14 protein-coding genes are annotated in these 16,889 nt (G+C 67.7%); 7 read left to right on the top strand and 7 right to left on the bottom strand.

Going from position 1 to position 16,889, the window contains the following annotated elements; translation table 11 throughout:
* Positions 1–79: 79 nt before the first annotated feature.
* Entirely contained in the window at positions 80–769 is a 690-nt protein-coding gene (locus EDF39_RS16140) for a YceI family protein (protein ID WP_123944705.1), read from the top strand.
* 109 nt (positions 770–878) lie between these two features.
* On the opposite strand, the gene EDF39_RS16135 is transcribed toward EDF39_RS16140, so the two are convergent.
* Complete coding sequence (locus EDF39_RS16135; RefSeq protein WP_123944703.1) at positions 879–1,715, bottom strand: ADP/ATP-dependent (S)-NAD(P)H-hydrate dehydratase; 837 nt, start codon at positions 1,713–1,715, stop codon at positions 879–881.
* Between the two features lie 53 nt (positions 1,716–1,768).
* Between EDF39_RS16135 and EDF39_RS16130 the strand changes: the two genes are divergently transcribed.
* Together EDF39_RS16130 and EDF39_RS16125 are read left to right on the top strand one after the other, a co-directional pair.
* Complete coding sequence (locus EDF39_RS16130; protein WP_123944701.1) at positions 1,769–2,419, top strand: HAD-IA family hydrolase; 651 nt, start codon at positions 1,769–1,771, stop codon at positions 2,417–2,419.
* Positions 2,420–2,446: 27 nt separating this feature from the next.
* Positions 2,447–3,538, top strand: a complete 1,092-nt coding sequence (locus tag EDF39_RS16125) for an NADH:flavin oxidoreductase/NADH oxidase (RefSeq protein WP_123944699.1) — start codon at positions 2,447–2,449, stop codon at positions 3,536–3,538.
* Positions 3,539–3,657: 119 nt separating this feature from the next.
* On the opposite strand, the gene EDF39_RS16120 is transcribed toward EDF39_RS16125, so the two are convergent.
* The 3 genes from EDF39_RS16120 to EDF39_RS16110 all read right to left on the bottom strand — a co-directional run bounded on the left by EDF39_RS16120 (position 3,658) and on the right by EDF39_RS16110 (position 7,683).
* A complete protein-coding gene (locus EDF39_RS16120; protein ID WP_123944697.1) occupies positions 3,658–4,698 on the bottom strand; it encodes a hemolysin family protein in 1,041 nt (346 codons plus the stop codon).
* The gene (locus EDF39_RS16115; protein ID WP_123944695.1) at positions 4,695–6,059 is read right to left on the bottom strand and encodes a hemolysin family protein; all 1,365 of its coding nucleotides are present in this window, start codon (positions 6,057–6,059) and stop codon (positions 4,695–4,697) included. Before EDF39_RS16115 ends, EDF39_RS16120 begins: the two co-directional genes overlap by 4 nt.
* Positions 6,060–6,243: 184 nt before the next feature.
* Positions 6,244–7,683 carry a GuaB1 family IMP dehydrogenase-related protein gene (locus EDF39_RS16110; protein WP_123944693.1) on the bottom strand — a complete coding sequence of 480 codons (1,440 nt, stop codon included), beginning with the start codon at positions 7,681–7,683 and terminating at the stop codon, positions 6,244–6,246.
* 125 nt (positions 7,684–7,808) lie between these two features.
* On the opposite strand from EDF39_RS16110, the gene EDF39_RS16105 reads away from it, so the two are divergent.
* Positions 7,809–11,660, top strand: coding sequence for a multifunctional oxoglutarate decarboxylase/oxoglutarate dehydrogenase thiamine pyrophosphate-binding subunit/dihydrolipoyllysine-residue succinyltransferase subunit (locus tag EDF39_RS16105; protein WP_123944691.1), 3,852 nt, complete (start codon positions 7,809–7,811; stop codon positions 11,658–11,660).
* Between the two features lie 153 nt (positions 11,661–11,813).
* Here EDF39_RS16105 and EDF39_RS16100 read toward each other — a convergent pair whose 3' ends face one another.
* The 3 genes from EDF39_RS16100 to EDF39_RS16090 are packed head-to-tail and all read right to left on the bottom strand — an operon-like array spanning position 11,814 to position 13,200.
* On the bottom strand, positions 11,814–12,254 hold the full coding sequence (locus EDF39_RS16100; RefSeq protein WP_123944689.1) for a GNAT family N-acetyltransferase: 441 nt from the start codon (positions 12,252–12,254) through the stop codon (positions 11,814–11,816).
* A gap of 47 nt (positions 12,255–12,301) precedes the next feature.
* On the bottom strand, positions 12,302–12,541 hold the full coding sequence (locus tag EDF39_RS16095) for an anti-sigma factor (RefSeq protein ID WP_055958685.1): 240 nt from the start codon (positions 12,539–12,541) through the stop codon (positions 12,302–12,304).
* On the bottom strand, positions 12,538–13,200 hold the full coding sequence (locus tag EDF39_RS16090) for a sigma-70 family RNA polymerase sigma factor (RefSeq protein WP_194604827.1): 663 nt from the start codon (positions 13,198–13,200) through the stop codon (positions 12,538–12,540). Before EDF39_RS16090 ends, EDF39_RS16095 begins: the two co-directional genes overlap by 4 nt.
* Before the next feature lie 96 nt (positions 13,201–13,296).
* Here EDF39_RS16090 and aroA point away from each other — a divergent pair, with 96 nt between their 5' ends.
* The 3 genes from aroA to EDF39_RS16075 all read left to right on the top strand — a co-directional run bounded on the left by aroA (position 13,297) and on the right by EDF39_RS16075 (position 16,774).
* On the top strand, positions 13,297–14,727 hold the full coding sequence (gene aroA / locus EDF39_RS16085; RefSeq protein WP_123944685.1) for a 3-phosphoshikimate 1-carboxyvinyltransferase: 1,431 nt from the start codon (positions 13,297–13,299) through the stop codon (positions 14,725–14,727).
* Positions 14,728–14,740: 13 nt separating this feature from the next.
* Complete coding sequence (gene rsgA / locus EDF39_RS16080) at positions 14,741–15,790, top strand: ribosome small subunit-dependent GTPase A (protein WP_123944683.1); 1,050 nt, start codon at positions 14,741–14,743, stop codon at positions 15,788–15,790.
* A gap of 141 nt (positions 15,791–15,931) precedes the next feature.
* Complete coding sequence (locus tag EDF39_RS16075) at positions 15,932–16,774, top strand: inositol monophosphatase family protein (protein WP_123944681.1); 843 nt, start codon at positions 15,932–15,934, stop codon at positions 16,772–16,774.
* Positions 16,775–16,889 lie beyond the last annotated feature (115 nt).

Genomic DNA, 16,889 nt, shown 5'->3' with positions numbered 1-16,889 from the left:
GAACCCGACACGTGCCGCTAAGCCTGCACGGCCTGCACGCTTTCAGGACTCGGCAAGGGTGACGCGTCATCGTTTTGGCATGAAGAGACGAAGCAAGGTCCTCATCGGTGTGGCAGCGGGAGTCGTCGTGGTCGGCGGAGTCGTCGCCATCGCCGGCCCCGCTTTCTACCGCGATGTCATCGTCGGTGAGCCCGAGGCCGCGCCCACCGTGTCCGTCACGCCGGGCGACTCCGCACTCGCCGGGTCCGACCTCACCGGGTCGTGGAGCGTCGGATCGGGCAGCACCGCCGGCTACCGGGTCGACGAGGTGTTGAACGGCACCGACGTGACCGTGGTCGGCAAGACCTCCGACGTCACCGGCACGGTCGACTTCGACTCCGACTCGATCACCAAGGCCGACATCACGGTCGACGTCGCGTCGATCGCCACCGATAGCACGAGTCGCGACGAGTACTTCCGCACCTCCGCGCTCGAGACCGACATCCACCCCGACGCGACATTCACGCTCACCTCACCCCTCGACACCGGCGATCTCTCGGACGGCGACGTGACGAAGTTCACGGCCACCGGCAAACTCACCATGCACGGCGTCACGAAGACGGTCTCGGTGCCCATGCAAGCGGCGCTATCCGGCGACGGCGCCGAAGTGAGCGGGTCGATCCCCGTCACCTTCGCCGACTACAAGGTCGCAGCGCCCAGCCTCGGCTTCGTCAAGGTCGAAAACTCCGGTTCGGTCGAGTTCTTGCTGAAGGCGTCGCCCGCAGCCTGATCTCCGCCCACCCATCAGTCCGAGAGCGATCCGCCACCCGCCGCGGCCGCACCAGGCCTGTGGGAGCGGATCGCTCTCACATTTGCGGCCGCTTCAGCAGCACTCCGGATCAGCCCCGGAGCAGCTCGGCAATGGTCGCCGGCAGTGCGTCGATGAGCCCGAGCACCGTGAGCGGCCCTCCGCCTGACGCGCGCTCGGCGGCGAGACCGTGCACGACGCTCGCAGTTGCCGCCAATCGCGCGAGCGCATTCGAGTCGCGCGCGATCTCGTCGGCGTGCGTGGCGACCAGAGCCCCGAGGATCCCGCCCAGCGCATCCCCCGCCCCGGCCGTCGCAAGCCAGGACGGCGCACTCGAGGCCACGAGTCGCACCCCACCGGGTGCGGCGACGTACGTCCGGTGCCCCTTGAGCAGCACCGTCGCGCCCCACTCGTCGGCCACCCGCGCCGCAGCGGTCGCAGGGTCGTCGGCGATCTCGGAGACCTCCTGCCCGGTGGCTCGGGCGAGCTCGCGGAAGTGCGGCGTGACGACGATCGGCCCGGTCGCCTGCTCGCGAAGCTGCAGGGCACCCGCGTCGAGCACCATCGGGTTGCCGGTCGCGACCGCCTCGGCGAAGCGGTTCGTCGTGACGCCGTCGAGGGTCGCCGGGTCGATCCCCGAGCCGAGCAACCAGGCCTGCACCCGACCCGGGCTCGTCACGGCCTCCGGTCGCCGGTGGAGCACGAAATCGGATGCCCGGGAGGGCCCCAGGTAGCGGAGCATGCCGAGGCCCGTGTGCAAAGCGGCCTCGACACCGAGCACGGCCGCGCCCGGATACTGGTCTGAGCCGGTGACGACGCCGAGCACGCCGCGGCTGTACTTGTCGTCGTCCTCGCGGGGAACCGCGATCGAGCCGGCCGCGTCGGAGGGCGTCCAAGGGGTATACGTGGGTTCGGTCGATGCAGTCACTCCCCCACGGTAGGCCTGTCGCGTGTTCACCGGGCTCCGCTAGCGTGACGGGCATGTCTTTATCGATTCCGGGCCGCACCATCGTTTTCGACTACGGCGAGGTGATCAGCGTGTCGCCTCCGGCTTCGACTCGCACCGAGGTGGAGCGCCTCGCCGGGGTTGCCGCTGAGGGGCTGTGGCGCAGCTACGACGCTCACCGTGACGCACTCGACTCGGGCGACCTGTCGATCGTCGAGTACTGGCGCCTGATCGCCGCCGAGAACGACACCGAATTCACCCTCGGGCGCATCCACGAGCTCTGGGCGGTCGACTTCGCCGGGTGGCTCCACCCCGAGCCCGGCACGGTGGCCATCCTCGAAGAGCTGCACGACGGGGGCACGTCGCTCGCCCTCCTCTCGAACGCCGGCTTCGACTTCGGCTCGCCCTTCCGCTTCGGCCCCGTGGGCACCCTCTTCGACCGGCACTTCGTCAGCGCCGAGATGCACGACTTGAAGCCGAGCGCCTCCATCTACGAGACCGTTCTGCGCGAGCTCGCGATCACGCCCGGCGAGATGGTCTTCGTCGACAACAAGCGCGTGAATGTGGAGGCGGCCGAAGCCCTCGGCATCACCGGGCACGTGTTCACGTCGCCCGCCTCGCTCCGGGAGTTCCTCACCGGGCTGGCCGCGTCGGATCCTGCGCTCCCCCTCGACCTGCCGGAATGATCCGCGGCCGACGTCGTTGAAACAGATATGACTTCGCTCTTCGACCCCATCACGCTGCGCGGAACGACCTTCCGCAACCGCCTCTGGGTACCCGCCATGTGCCAGTACTCGGCCGAGAACTTCGACGGGATGCCCGGCACCTGGCACCTCGTGCACCTGGGCTCGTTCGCCCGCGGCGGCGCCGGCGCCATCATCACCGAGGCGACGGCCGTCGTGCCCGAGGGCCGCATCTCGCCGCAAGACCTCGGCATCTGGAACGACGCCCAGCGCGACGCGTTCCGCCCGATCGTCGACTTCGTTCACTCGCAGGGTTCCGCCATCGGCGTCCAGCTCGCCCATGCCGGGCGGAAGGCCTCGACGCCTCGTACCTGGGACGACCAGGTCGGCACGCTGAACGAGTCGCAGCACGGCTGGAAGACGGTGGGCCCGTCTCCGATCGCGTTCGACGGCTACGACGTTCCCCGCGAGCTGACGACCGAGGAGGTCCGGGGGGTCGTGCAGGCGTTCGTCGACGGGGCCGTCCGATCGCAGCAGGCAGGGTTCGACTTCGTCGAGCTCCACGCCGCCCACGGGTACCTCATGCACGAGTTCCTCTCTCCGCTCAGCAACCAGCGCACCGACGAGTTCGGCGGATCGCTCGAGAACCGTGCCCGCATCGTGGTCGACGCCGTTCGCGGCATTCGTGCCGCCACCGGCGACGACTTCCCGATCCTGGTCCGCTTCTCGGCCACCGATTGGACCGAGGGCGGCTGGGACGAAGCCTCGACCGCGATCGTGTCGGGCTGGGCGCGCGACGCCGGTGCCGACCTGTTCGACATCTCGTCCGGCGGAAACGTCGCGAAAGCGGAGATCCCGGTGGGCCTCGGCTACCAGGTGCCGCTCGCCGCGTCGGTCCGCGCCGACGCCGAGGTCGAGACGGGTGCGGTCGGCCTGATCATCGGCGCCGAGCAGGCCCAGGCGATCGTCGCCGACGGCGAGTCGGACGTCGTCTTCGTCGGCCGCGAGTTCCTTCGCGACCCGCACTTCGCCCTCCGGGTCGCGGCCGAGTTGGGCGTCGACCTGCCGTACTACCCGCAGCAGTACCACCGCGCGCCGTTCCACGTGTCGCAGCCCGCGTAGCTGGCCCACCGGCGTAGCCCGCCGCGCCGGCGGCGCCGAGTGACGCGAAATGCCCCCTGCACACTCGTGCAGGGGGCATTTGCCGTCACTCGCGGATCACAGCCACGGCAGACACCACGCTACCGACGCCTGGTGGCGTCCTGCACCTCGCCGATGAGCTCCTCGATGATGTCTTCGAGGAACAGCACGCCGCGGGTCGTACCCTGCTCGTCGAACGACCGCGCGACGTGCACTCCGGCGCGGCGCATGGTTGCGAGGGCGTCTTCGAGTTCGGTGCCCTCGTAGATCGAGATCAGCTGCCGGATCCGCTTCGGGGGCACAGGATCCGAATACTCGTCATCGGCGAGATCGATCACGTCTTTGAGGTGGAGATACCCGGTCGGCTCGGACTGCTCGTTGACGAGCACGTACCGCGAGAATCCGCTCTGCGCCACGGCCCGCTCGACCTCGGCCGGCGTCGCCGCCTCATCGAGCGTCACCAGCGACGGCAGGGCCACCGCGACGTCGGAGACCTTCTTCTCGGTGAACTCGAACGCGGCCGTGAGAGCACCCGTCGTATCGCGGAGCACACCCTCGCGCTGCGACTGAGCGACGATCGTCTGCACCTCTTCGACGGTGAACGCGCTGGTGGCCTCGTCTTTCGGCTCGACGCCGAAAGCCTTGATGATGCAGTTCGTCACCCAGTTCAGCGACCGGATCACGACGCTGAAGATGCGTCCGACGAACACCAGCGGCGGGGCGAGCAGGAGTGCCGCGCGGTCGGGCACCGAGAACGAGAGGTTCTTCGGCACCATCTCGCCGAAGACGACGTGGAGGAACGACACCAGCAGCAGCGTGATGATGAAACCGACGGTGTCGACCAACTCGGTCGAGAGGCCGGTCAGGTGCAACGGCCCCTCGAGCAGGTGGTGGATCGAGGGCTCCGAGACGTTCAGGATCAGCAGCGAGCACACGGTGATGCCGAGCTGGCTGGTCGCGAGCATGAGCGTCGCGTGCTCCATCGCCCAGAGCGTGGTCTTGGCCGCGCGGTTGCCGGCCTCCGCCTTGGGCTCGATCGACGACCGCCGCGCCGAGATGACGGCGAATTCGGCGCCGACGAAGAAGGCGTTGCCGAGCAGCAGCACGACCAGCCAGACGATTCCCCACCAGTCGCTGCTCATCGGGTCACCTGCCCTTCGCGCGAAGCCGCGGCAGTGGCGGCATCGACGTGCTCTCGGGCGATGCTGTCGTCGACCGCCGGCGTGAATCGGATCCGGTCGATGCGGCGACCGTCGAGGCGCTCGACGCGGAAAGTGCCCGCCTCGACGTCGACGGCGTCGCCGACCGCCGGAAGGCGCCCGAGCTCGCTCATCACCCAGCCACCCACGGTCTCGTAGGGGCCGTCTTCCGGCACCTTGACGGAGGCTCGTTCGAGAAGCTCGTCGGGGCGGAGAAGGCCAGGGAAAGTGAGCCAGTCGCGCGACCGCACGACGTCGACGCGCGAGCGATCGTGCTCGTCGGACACCTCGCCCACCAGCTCTTCGATCAGGTCTTCGAGGGTGACGACCCCGGCTGTTCCGCCGTACTCGTCGACGACGACCGCCATCTGGTACCCCTTGCCGCGCACCTCTTCGAGGAGGTTGTCGAGGGTCATCGTCTCGGGCACGCGAATCGCCTCGGTCTGCAGGGCCGACACGGGCACCTCGCCGCGCTTCTCGCGCGGCACGGCGACCGCCTGTTTGACGTGCACGAGCCCGACGATGTCGTCGATGTCGTCGTCGGTGACCGGAAAGCGCGAGTAGCCCGTACGGCGGGCTTCGGCGAGCACGGTCTCGGCCGTGTCGGTGCGCGAGACGCTGGTGACGCGCGGCCGGGGCGTCATGACGTCGGAGGCGTCGTGGTCGCTGAAGACGAGCGTGCGCGCCAGCAACGTCGCCGTGTCGAGGTCGAGGCTTCCCTCGAACGCCGACCGGCGCACGAGCGACGAGAGCTCTTCGGCGGTCCGCGCCCCCGAGAGCTCCTCTTTCGGTTCGATGCCCATGCCGCGGAGGATCGCGTTGGCGGTGCCGTTCAGCACTGCGACGGCGGGCCGGAAGACGGCGGTGAAGGCGACCTGAAACGGGATCACGAGTTTCGCCGTGGCGAGCGGCAGCGCCAGCGCGAAGTTCTTCGGCACGAGCTCGCCGATGATCATCGACAGCAGGGTCGCCAACACGATCGAGACGATCGGGGCAACGACCTCGACCACCTCGATCGGCCCGCCGAACTGGCGGAACGGATCGGCGAGCAAGGTCGAGATCGCCGGCTCCATCGTGTAACCGGTGAGAAGTGTGGTCAGAGTGATGCCGAGCTGTGCACTCGAGAGGTGAGTCGAGGTGACCTTGAGGGCCCCGATGGTCGAGCCGAGGCGTTTCTCACCTTTGGCCTGTCGCGCCTCGAGATCAGCGCGGTCGAGATTGACGAGCGAGAACTCGCTCGCCACGAAGAGGCCCGTACCGACTGTGAGGACGAGACCGATGCCGAGCAGAAGCCACTCGTTCACGAAGCGGACCCTCCCGGCTGGAAGAAGGGCGGATAGGGCGAATGTCTATGGTGATGGTCGTCCATTATCCGATCAGTTTATCGGCGTGCAGCGACGTGCGGGTACCCGGAAACCGAGAATCCGCCAGATTCGTCACAGCCCAGGATCCGGCGGGCCGGATCCTGCGATTTTCGCCGGGGGCGCGCTACCAGCTGACCGGCAGCGCCTTGCCCTCCTCGTACCCTGCAGCCGACTGGATGCCGACCAGCGCGCGCTCCGAGAACTCGGCGAGAGTGCGAGCCCCCGCGTAGGTGAGCGACGACCTGACTCCCGACGTGATCATGTCCAGCAGGTCTTCTACGGAGGGGCGCAGAGGATCGAGGTAGATCCGCGACGACGAGATGCCCTCGGCGAAGAGAGTGCGGCGGGCGAGCTCGTACGGGTCGAGGCGCTCGAAGCGCGATCGCACGGCCTTCGTCGACGCCATGCCCCAGCTCTCTTTGTAGACGCGGCCGTCGGCATCGGTGTCGAGTTCACCGGGAGCCTCGATCGTGCCGGCGAACCACGAGCCGATCATCACGCTGGAGGCACCGGCGGCCAGCGCGAGAGCGACATCGCGGGGATACCGCACGCCGCCGTCGGCCCAGACATGGGCGCCCAGTGCGCGGGCTGCCTCCGCGGTCTCGAGCACGGCCGAGAACTGCGGGCGCCCGACCGCCGTCATCATTCGCGTGGTGCACATGGCGCCCGGGCCGACGCCGACCTTGACGATGTCGGCACCCGCTCCGACGAGCTGACGGACCGCCTCAGCCGTGACGACGTTGCCCGCCACGAGGGGAACGCCCAGCTCGAGTGCGGCGACTGTCTTGAGCGCGCGCAGCATTCCGTCTTGGTGGCCGTGCGCCGTGTCGAGCACGAGGACATCGACGCCCGCCGCGACCAGGGCCTTCGCCTTATCGGCGACGTCGCCGTTGATACCCACCGCGGCGGCGACCCGCAAGCGACCGTCCGCATCCACGGCAGGACGATAGATGGTCGAGCGCAACGCCGTCTTGCGACTGAGGGTGCCGATCACGTGCCCCTGATGAAGCACCGGCGCGAAATCGAGGTCGGCGGCCACGAGGAGGTCGAAGGCGGCGCGCGGGCCGTCGATGTCGTCGGCGTCGAGCGAGGCGAGCTGGCCGTGGAGAAGATCGCCGAGCACCGCGTCGTCGGAGGCTTTCGCCAGACGCGTCGCCGGGATGCAGCCGAGGAACGAACCGTCGGAGTCGCGCAGAACGATGCCCTGACCCTCGGCTGCCGGCAGCGCTCGACGGGCCGTCTCGACGGAGTCGGCCGGAGACATGACGTAGGGGGTGTCGAAGGCGACCGGCTGCTCTTTCACCCAGCGGATCGCCGAGTCGAGATCTTGCGGGTGCATGTCTTGCGGAAGCACGCCGAGACCGCCGCGGCGGGCCAGCGTCGCCGCCAGCCGGTGCCCGGTGACCGAGTTCATGTTCGCCGAGACGATCGGGATGGTCTGACCCGTTCGATCACCCGTGTCGAGCGAGACATCGAGCCTCGACGAGACGCTCGATCGGCTCGGGACGAGGAACACGTCGGAGTACGTCAGGTCGTGCGTCGGAGTGGTCTCGTAGAACCTCATGGCATTCAACCTATTCCCTGTGAGTGCCTCCCACCCAGGACAACGTCGACCGATTAGTCTTGATCTGCACGGGCGACGAGGGCCCTGCGAACGATCAACAATCAACGGAGAGTGGGCGATCGGCTGTGTCTAGCCACGTGACCGGAACGACCGACGACGGCGCCGCAGAGCAGTTTGGCGCCAACGAATGGCTCGTCGATGAGCTCTACGAGCAGTACGTCGTCGATAAGAATTCGGTCGACAAGACGTGGTGGCCCATCCTCGAGAGCTACAAGCCCGGCGAGGGCGCTTCGACGCCCGACTCACCCGACGCAGCGTCGGCAGCAGACGATGCCGCGCCCCAGCCGGTCTCCGCTCCGCAGACCGTCTCCGATCCCGACTCCGCTCTCGACCCGTCGCGCCTGTCCGATCCCGTCCGACCGGCGCCGAGCACCTCGACTCCGCCCGCGTCGACGACCTCCGGCCGCAGCGTCCCGGCCCGCACCACCTCCGTCGCTCCCAAAGAAAAGCCCGTGCCCGCCGAGGCACCGACTCCCCCGTCGAAGAAGCCCTCCGCCTCCGAGCAGCCGACGCCCGAGCCCGAGAACGTCGTGCAACCCCTTCGCGGAATGTCGAAGAGTCTCGCGACGAACATGGACGCCAGTCTCACGGTGCCGACGGCGACCAGCGTCCGCACGATCCCGGCCAAGCTGATGATCGACAACCGCATCGTCATCAACAACCACCTCAAGCGCGCTCGCGGTGGCAAAATCTCGTTCACCCACCTCATCGGCTGGGCTCTCGTCCAGGCCCTGAAAGAGTTCCCGAGCCAGAACGTCTTCTACGACGTGGTCGACGGCAAGCCCTCGGTGGTCACCCCGGCTCACATCAATCTCGGCCTCGCCATCGACATCCCGAAGCCCGACGGCACACGTGCCCTTCTCGTACCCGGCATCAAGAAGGCCGAGACCCTCACGTTCGCCCAGTTCCTCTCCGCGTACGAAGACATCGTCAAGAAGGCCCGAGCCAACAAGCTCACCGCCGACGACTTCGCCGGCAACACCATTTCGCTCACCAACCCGGGCGGAATCGGCACCGTCCACAGCGTGCCCCGCCTCATGAAGGGCGCAGGCGCGATCATCGGCGCCGGCGCTCTCGAATACCCCGCCGAATTTCAGGGGTCCGCCTCGAAGACGCTCGTCGAGCTCGGCATCGGCAAGACGATCACGCTTACTTCGACCTACGACCACCGGGTGATCCAGGGCGCCGGCTCGGGTGAGTTCCTCAAGATCGTCCACGAGATGCTCATCGGCGGTCGACAGTTCTACGAAGGCATCTTCTCGGCTCTGCGCATTCCGTACGCGCCTATCCACTGGAACTCCGACATCAACGTCAACCTCGCTGAGCGCGTGGGCAAGACCGCCCGAGTGCAGGAGCTCATCAACAGCTACCGCGTGCGCGGCCATCTGATGGCCGACATCGACCCGCTCGAATACCGCCAGCGCACGCACCCCGACCTCGAGATCGAACGTCACGGCCTCACCTTCTGGGATCTCGATCGCGAATTCGTCACCGGCGGTTTCGGCGGCAAGGCCGGAATGCTGCTGCGCGACATCCTCGGCGTCCTCCGCGATTCGTACTGCCGCACGATCGGCATCGAGTACATGCACATCCAAGATCCGGCGCAGCGTCGCTGGGTGCAGGAGCACATCGAGGTGCCCTACGCGAAGCCGAGCCACGACGAGCAGATGCGCATTCTCGGCAAGCTCAACGAGGCCGAGGCCTTCGAGACCTTCCTCCAGACCAAGTACGTCGGTCAGAAGCGCTTCAGCCTGGAGGGCGGCGAATCGGCCATCTCACTGCTCGACACCGTGATCCAGGAGGCCGCCGCTGCGGGGCTCCAGGAGGTCGCAATCGGCATGGCCCACCGCGGTCGTCTCAACGTCCTGACCAATATCGCGGGCAAGACCTACGGTCAGATCTTCCGCGAGTTCGAAGGCACGCAAGATCCGCGCACCGTGCAGGGATCCGGTGACGTCAAATACCACCTGGGCACCGAGGGCGAGTTCACGAGTGCCGCCGGCAAGACGATCCCGGTGTACATCGCGGCCAACCCGTCGCACCTCGAGGCGGGCGACGGAGTGCTCGAGGGCATCGTGCGCGCCAAGCAGGATCGCGGTGTGCCGCTGGCGTTCGCGGTTCTGCCGATCCTCGTCCACGGCGATGCGGCCATGGCCGGCCAGGGCATCGTCGTCGAGACCATGCAGATGTCGCAGCTCCGCGGCTACCGCGTGGGTGGCACGATCCACATCGTCATCAACAATCAGGTCGGGTTCACCACCTCGCCGTCCGAGGGTCGCTCGTCGATCTACTCGACCGACGTCGCGAAGACCATCCAGGCGCCGATCTTCCACGTCAACGGCGACGACCCCGAGGCGGTGGCCCGGGTGGCCGAGCTCGCGTTTGCGTACCGCCAGGAGTTCAAGCGCGATGTCGTCATCGACCTCATCTGCTATCGACGCCGTGGCCACAACGAGGGCGACGACCCCTCGATGACCCAGCCGCTCATGTACAGCCTCATCGAAAACAAACGGAGCGTGCGCACTCTCTACACAGAGGCGCTGGTTGGTCGCGGTGACATCACGCAGGAGGAATACGAGGGAGCCCATCGCGACTTCCAGGATCGCCTGGAGCGGGCCTTCGGCGAGACCCACGCCGCACAGACGGGTTCCATTCCCGTGGTCAGCTCGGATGGCGGTGCAGTCGCCGACCTCGAGCGCCCCGTCGCGCAACAGGCCGAAGACTCCACGGCCGGCGATGGCTCCCCCGCCGACAAGTTCGAGACGTCGATCCCCCTCGACCTCGTCCACGCCATCGGTGATTCCTTCGACAACCCGCCGAGCGGATTCAGCGTGCACCCGAAGCTCCAGCAGCTGCTGAAGAAGCGGGTCGAGATGACCCGCAGCGGCCAGATCGACTGGGCGTTCGGCGAACTCCTCGCACTCGGCTCGGTTCTCACCGAGGGCACGCCCGTCCGCATGGCCGGCCAAGACACGCGCCGCGGCACCTTCGTGCAGCGCCACGCTGTGCTCCACGACCGCGAGAACGGCCAGGAGTGGATCCCGCTCCAAAACGTCACCGACAACCAGGCGAAGCTCTGGATCTACGACTCTCTGCTCAGCGAGTTCGCGGCGATGGGCTTCGAGTACGGCTACTCGGTCGAGCGGGCCGACGCGCTCGTTCTCTGGGAGGCCCAGTTCGGCGACTTCGCGAATGGCGCTCAGACGATCGTCGACGAGTTCATCTCCAGTGCCGAGCAAAAATGGGGCCAGCGCTCGAGCGTCGTGCTACTGCTGCCGCACGGCTACGAGGGTCAGGGGCCCGACCACTCGTCGGCCCGGATCGAGCGCTACCTGCAGCTCTGCGCCGAGAACAACATGACGATCGCCCGGCCCTCGACGCCGGCATCGCACTTCCATCTCCTGCGCCGCCAGGCCTACGCGAGACCGCGCCGTCCGCTCGTCGTCTTCACCCCGAAGGCGATGTTGCGACTGCGCGGTGCTACGAGCGATGTCGACGCGTTCACCAGCGGTCGTTTCGAGCCGGTGCTCGACTGCACCCGGGTCGAGAACCCCGCGGCGACCAAGCGCATCGTGCTGCATTCGGGCAAGATCCACTACGACCTCCAGGCCGAGCTCGACAAACGTCAGGTGCCGCGTGATGACATCGCACTGATCCGACTGGAGCAGCTCTACCCGCTGCCTCTCGCCGAGATCACGGCCGTGCTCGAGCGCTACCCCTCCGCCGAGATCGTCTTCGCGCAAGAGGAGCCCGAAAACCAGGGTGCATGGCCGTTCATCGCCCTCGAGCTCGCACCGAAGCTCGGTCGGCCTATCACCGTGGCCTCGCGTCCGGCGTCGGCCGCCCCCGCGACGGGTTCGCCCAAGCGGAGCGCTGCCGAGCTGGCGGCGCTGATTGATCGGGCGCTGAGCCTCTAGCCCGACCGGCCACCTGCCGAATTTGAAGGAGATTTCGCGTCGCGACCCCGTCGGATCCTGATGTCCGCGTAGGAGCCGAGCGAAATCTCCTTCGAATTCGGAGGCAGGCCGCGTCGTCAGACAAGCCGCACCCGGGAGGCAGCGGCCCGGGCGTCAGCCGAGCTTGGTGTACCGCGTGCCCGACTCGTGGTAACCGCGCTTCTGATAGAAGCGATGCGCCGAATCGGTAGCAGCGGCCGAGACCGCCGAGAGCTGCGAGGCCGAGTGCGATCCGGCCCAGGTCTCGAAGTGCGTAAGCAGCTGTGACCCGAGTCCGTCGCGGCGCACATCAGGCCGGACGACCAGGAGCAAGAGCTGCGCGGTCGGTGCATCGGAGTTGTAGGCCCACATGACGTGCGCCCCAGCGACGGCGCTGATCCGTCCAGCGCCATCGCGGACCACCCACGTCTCATGGCCCGCCTCGAGCGAAAGATGCGTGAGCCTCGCCGAAAGGTCGGTCGTCTCGAGCGAGTAACCGAGCGAACGGATCAGTGCGACGAGGTCGTCGAGGTCGTCAGTGCTGGGCGTGCCGAGCGTCTCCACGGTGGCGTTCATGACCCGAAACTACAGGATCCGGCACCACCGTTACGCCACCCGAACGACTAGTGCGCCTGGAGGTCTCTGATCTTCGCCAGCACCATCAACCGGAGGTCTTCGGGGGCCGTCTCTTTGCAGGCTCGCTGCACGGCCTCCGTCATGACCACGTTGACGTGGAATTCACTGGAGCAGTCGGCACAGCCGGCCATGTGCTCTCGGATGTCGTGTGCGTCGTCGCGCGCGAGCTCGTTGTGCAGGTACTCCTCGAGCTCCGCCTTGGCTTTGTCGCAGCCGCAGTCGGTCATTTCGTGCTGCCTTTCGATGGGGTCTTCGAGGTGGAGGGGGGAACGACGATGCCACGCTCGCGGGCGTAGTCGCCCAGGAGCTCGCGCAGCAGGCGTCGACCGCGGTGCAGACGGCTCATGACGGTGCCGACCGGGGTCTTCATGATGTCGGCGATCTCTTGGTACGAGAATCCTTCGACGTCAGCCAGGTAGACCGCGAGTCGGAAGTCTTCGGGAACCTTCTGCAGCGCGTCTTTCACGGCACTGTCGGGAAGGTGGTCGATGGCCTCTGCTTCGGCGGAGCGTGACGTCGAGCTAAGCGTGGCGCTGGTCGCGCCGCCCATCTGCCAGTCTTCGAGTTCGTCGATCGTGCCCTGGTAGGGGTCGCGCTGCTTCTTGCGGTACGTGTTGATGAAGGTGTTCGTAAGGATCCGGTACAGCCACGCCTTCAGATTCGTGCCCTGCGTGAACTGCCCGAACGCGGCGAACGCCTTCACGTAGGTCTCTTGCACGAGGTCGGCGGCGTCAGACGGGTTGCGCGTCATCCGCATGCCTGCCGCATAGAGCTGATCCATGAACGGGAGCGCCTGCTCTTCGAACAGGGCGCGAACGTCGACGGTCTGGTCGGGGGTGTCGCTCGGCGAGGTGCTGGTGTCGGCGGTGCCGTCGGGGGTGCTCATCAGAGCCAATTCTAGTTCGGCGACCCGGGGGGCATCGAGAGTGCTCGTAGCTGCCATGGGTCCTCCTTCATCACGGTGCATTACCCTTGACAACCGATGCAGGTATTCAGGTATTCCGAGCCCGATTTCAACCCGTACGGCGACAGCGATCGCGAGTCGAAAGACAAGCCGCTGCTCGACGAGGGATTCTGGGTCGCGCCGTCGGCGACCGGCCCCGTGACCTCGACACTGAGCCTGCCCGGCTCGAAGTCACTCACGAATCGCGAGCTGGTGCTGTCGGCGCTCGCGTCGGATCCTTCGCTTCTGCGCCTGCCCCTTCACTCCCGCGACTCAGCCCTCATGATCGACGCCCTTCGAGCACTCGGCGTGACCATCGAGGAGCGCGACAACGGCGAACCATACGGCCCCGACCTTCTGGTCACGCCGGGCGAGCTGACCGGCGGCACGTCGATCGAGTGCGGACTCGCGGGCACTGTAATGCGGTTTCTTCCGCCCGTCGCAGCCCTCGCCACCGGGCCGGTCACCTTCGACGGCGACGAAGCCGCCCGACGCCGCCCCATGCGCACCACGATCGAGTCGCTGCGGGCCCTCGGGGTGGATGTCAGCGACGACGGCCGTGGCACTCTGCCCTTCAGCCTCTACGGCACCGGTCGAATCGACCGGTCGGAGGTGTCCATCGACGCGTCCGCCTCCAGTCAGTTCGTGTCGGGCCTTCTTCTGTCGGCCCCGCGCTTCGACGCGGGTATCACGCTGCGGCACACCGGCGAGAAGCTGCCGAGCCTTCCCCACATCGAGATGACGATCGACGCCCTCGCCTCGCGGGGCGTTGCCGTCGAGTCGCCCGAACCCGGAGTCTGGATCGTGCCGGCCACACCGATCAGCGGCCGCGACGTCACGATCGAGCCCGACCTCTCAAACGCTGCGCCGTTCCTCGTGGCCGCGCTCGTCGCCGGTGGCCGCGTGTCGATTCGGCACTGGCCGACCGAGACCACGCAGGTCGGAGCCGACCTTGAAGAGCTCCTGCCGCTCTGGGGTGCCACGGTCACCCGCGACGGCGACACGCTGACCATCGACGGCGGCTCCGGTCTCATCGGCGGAGGCTCGCTGCCGGGCATCGACCTCGACCTGTCGCGCGGTGGCGAACTGGCCCCCGCCCTCGTCGCTCTCGCCGCCCTCGCCTCGGGCCCCAGCACGATCACCGGTATCGGCCACCTGCGAGGGCACGAGACGGATCGCCTCGCAGCCCTCGTCACCGAGATCAACGGGCTCGGAGGCAACGCGACCGAGCTCGACGATGGCATTCACCTCGAGCCCTCCCCGCTTCACTCCGGCCAGTGGAAGACCTACGGCGACCACCGCATGGCCCACGCCGCCGCCATCATCGGTCTCGCCGTGCCGAACGTGGAAGTCGACGACGTGCGCGTCGTCTCGAAGACGCTTCCGCAGTTCGTCGATCTCTGGGTCGAGCTGCTCGGCAGGAAGGTCGACGTGACCCCGGCCGACACGAGTCTGCTCGGGTTCCTGTGATGGGCTGCAGACTGTGAGCTGGTGGTCCGACGGCGAGGAGCCCGTCGATGAGGAGTACTCCGAGTACGACGAGTCGTCGATCCGGATCCGCCCCAACCCCAAAGCCAACCGCCCCCGCACGAAGCAGCGCCCGGCCTACGACCAGGCCGTTCCAGGAGTCGTCTGGACTGTCGATCGAGGTCGCTACGGCGTGCTGATGGACGCCGGCACCCCGGACGAGCGCGAGATCACGACTGCCCGGGCCCGCGAGCTCGGCAAGAAGGCCGTCGTGACGGGCGACCGGGTCGACGTCGTCGGCGACACGAGCGGGGCCGAGGGCTCTCTTGCACGCATCGTCCGGGTGCAGGAGCGCACGACGCTGCTCCGCCGCAGTGCCGACGACACCGACGCCGTCGAGCGGGTGATCGTGGCCAATGCCGACCAGATGCTCATCGTCGTGGCCGCCGCCGACCCGGAGCCGCGTCCCCGTCTGGTCGACCGCTACCTCGTGGCGGCATTCGATGCGGGTGTCGAACCGATCCTGGTGATCACGAAAACCGACCTCGCGGATCCTGAGCCGTTCGCCGCGCACTTCTCCTGCCTGGATCTCAGGATCCTGACGACGTCGTCGACCCAGTTCTCGGGATCCGAGCTCGACACGCTCCGCTCCGTTCTCGACGATCACGTGACGGTGACCGTGGGGCACTCCGGTGTCGGCAAATCGACCCTGGTCAACGCGCTCACCGGCTCGAAGCGCGCGGTCGGCGTCGTGAACACCGTGACCGGCCGCGGGCGCCACACATCGTCGTCGACCGTGTCGTTCAAGGTGCCCTCGGGTGGCTGGATCGTCGACACACCCGGTGTGCGATCGTTCGGGCTCGGCCACGTAAACCCCGAGAACATCCTCCGATCGTTCGCGTCGCACGCGGTGTTCCCCGAGGGATACGAGCCCCCGGGCGGCATTCCCCTGACCGAGGCCCACGACTGGGAGATCATCGACCGCGTCGAGGCCGGCGAGCTCGGCGACATCGGCCGCGAGCGACTCGAATCGCTGCAGACGCTGCTCGGCAACCGCGGGGCGTAGTAGCCCCGAGTGTCGGTTCTGGCGGAGTCGGCGGGTGTTCTCGAGAGTCGGCGGGTGCTGCAGCACCCGCCCACACCTCACAACATCCGCCCACTGCAACCGGGCCCGCCGCACGCAGACCGCGACCGATACGCTGATCGGGTGGCCCACGAAGACGACACCGCCCCCGATCACTCAGCCGACCTCGCCCTCGCGCTCCTCCTCGCAGACGAGGCCGACGCCATTGCGCTCGCTCGCTACCGGGCGGCCGACCTCGACGTCTCGCTGAAGGCCGACCACACCCACGTCACCGACGCCGACAAGGCTGTCGAGCGTGCGATTCGGGCTCGACTCGAGGCCGAGCGGCCCGACGACGCCTTCTACGGCGAGGAGTCCGGCCGCGCCGGCGAGAGCACGAGGCAGTGGATCGTCGATCCAATCGACGGCACCGCGAACTTCCTCCGCGGCGTGCCGATCTGGGCCGCGCTGATCTCGCTCGTCGTGGACGGCGTGCCCGTGGTCGGGGTGGTCAGTGCGCCGGCGCTCGGCAGACGGTGGTGGGGGTCGGCGGGAGCCGGATCCTTCGGTTCTGACATCGGCAAGGCCGCCACTCCCCTGCGAGTGTCTGAGATCGATTCTCTTGCCGACGCGTCGCTCAGCTACAACGGCTTGCAATACTGGATGAAGGCGGGGCGGGTCGACAACCTTCTCGCGCTGGCCGACCAGGTGTGGCGCACGCGTGCCTACGGCGATTTCTGGTCGTACATGCTCGTCGCCGAGGGCGCCATCGACATCTCGGGCGAATTCGACCTGCAACCGTACGACATGGCGGCCCTCTACCCGATCGTGACCGAGGCCGGCGGGCGCTTCGGAGGCATCGACGGCGGCGACGGAATCTGGCACGGAAGCGCCCTGGCCACGAACGGCCGGCTGCACGATGCCGTGGTCGCCGCCGTGGCGCCGGTACCGCAGTCGCAGTCGCTGTCCCCGAGTGACTCCGTGTGACCCTCACGTCGACCACCGCCACGCTGATGAGCTGGAGGTTCGGAGCGCCCAGGACGCTGCCGACCGGGCCTGCTCCGCTCACCTGATCTGTTTGCGGCGGTGACGCACCCCCGCC

The sequence above is a fragment of the Frondihabitans sp. PhB161 genome (assembly GCF_003814635.1).
GTDB lineage: Bacteria > Actinomycetota > Actinomycetes > Actinomycetales > Microbacteriaceae > Frondihabitans.
The sequence above is the reverse complement of the archived record's forward strand: the minus strand, read 5'-3'. Positions and strand labels throughout refer to the sequence as shown.

Coding starts and splice junctions, on each gene's coding strand:
- EDF39_RS16140 (WP_123944705.1), top strand. CDS start 80: ATGAAGAGACGAAGCAAGGTCCTCATCGGTGTGGCAGCGGGAGTCGTC.
- EDF39_RS16130 (WP_123944701.1), top strand. CDS start 1,769: ATGTCTTTATCGATTCCGGGCCGCACCATCGTTTTCGACTACGGCGAG.
- EDF39_RS16125 (WP_123944699.1), top strand. CDS start 2,447: ATGACTTCGCTCTTCGACCCCATCACGCTGCGCGGAACGACCTTCCGC.
- EDF39_RS16120 (WP_123944697.1), bottom strand. CDS start 4,698: ATGAGCAGCGACTGGTGGGGAATCGTCTGGCTGGTCGTGCTGCTGCTC.
- EDF39_RS16110 (WP_123944693.1), bottom strand. CDS start 7,683: ATGAGGTTCTACGAGACCACTCCGACGCACGACCTGACGTACTCCGAC.
- EDF39_RS16100 (WP_123944689.1), bottom strand. CDS start 12,254: ATGAACGCCACCGTGGAGACGCTCGGCACGCCCAGCACTGACGACCTC.
- EDF39_RS16095 (WP_055958685.1), bottom strand. CDS start 12,541: ATGACCGACTGCGGCTGCGACAAAGCCAAGGCGGAGCTCGAGGAGTAC.
- EDF39_RS16090 (WP_194604827.1), bottom strand. CDS start 13,200: ATGAGCACCCCCGACGGCACCGCCGACACCAGCACCTCGCCGAGCGAC.
- aroA (WP_123944685.1), top strand. CDS start 13,297: ATGCAGGTATTCAGGTATTCCGAGCCCGATTTCAACCCGTACGGCGAC.